The 443-nt window shown below is 58.2% G+C and carries 1 pseudogene; it reads right to left on the bottom strand.

Annotated features, from left to right (window positions below):
- Positions 1-201 (bottom strand): annotated as a pseudogene (locus AUR66_RS22800) (hypothetical protein); the annotation flags it as partial.
- Positions 202-443 lie beyond the last annotated feature (242 nt).

Below are 443 nucleotides of genomic sequence, written 5' to 3' on the forward strand. Positions count from 1 at the left end.
GATAACAGAGTAGACAGCAAGAGCGTACCACTTCGGTGGATTCCACTCGCCAGCCCAGCCCGTGGGGTCGTTGCGCTCACGCTCAGCAATGTGGGCGAAGTAGACTATTCCGAAAAGACCGGTGAACGCCCACGCGAGTGTGGATATGGACGTGTAGCGTACTGCAGTGATCGTTGTAATCGACTGGTCGAACCACTGCATACCCGTGTCTGGGGAAACAAACAGAGTACCGACGACTGCAGCAATCGGGGGGATGAGGAGAAGTGTCCCGACGAGAAGGAGTGCGAGAACCCCCAAGCGACGGGCGAAGAGGAAACGTGCTGTTGGGTCGCTGAGGTAGTCGCGGATAGTGTTAGGCAGGTCTCGGGCTTTGCCGCGAAGTGAGGTGGGTGGCTGTGGCTGCTCTGCTGCACGCTTCTTTCGGACGTCTTTGCGCCACCCAT

It is taken from the genome of Haloferax profundi (assembly GCF_001469865.1).
In the GTDB taxonomy this organism is placed as follows: domain Archaea; phylum Halobacteriota; class Halobacteria; order Halobacteriales; family Haloferacaceae; genus Haloferax; species Haloferax profundi.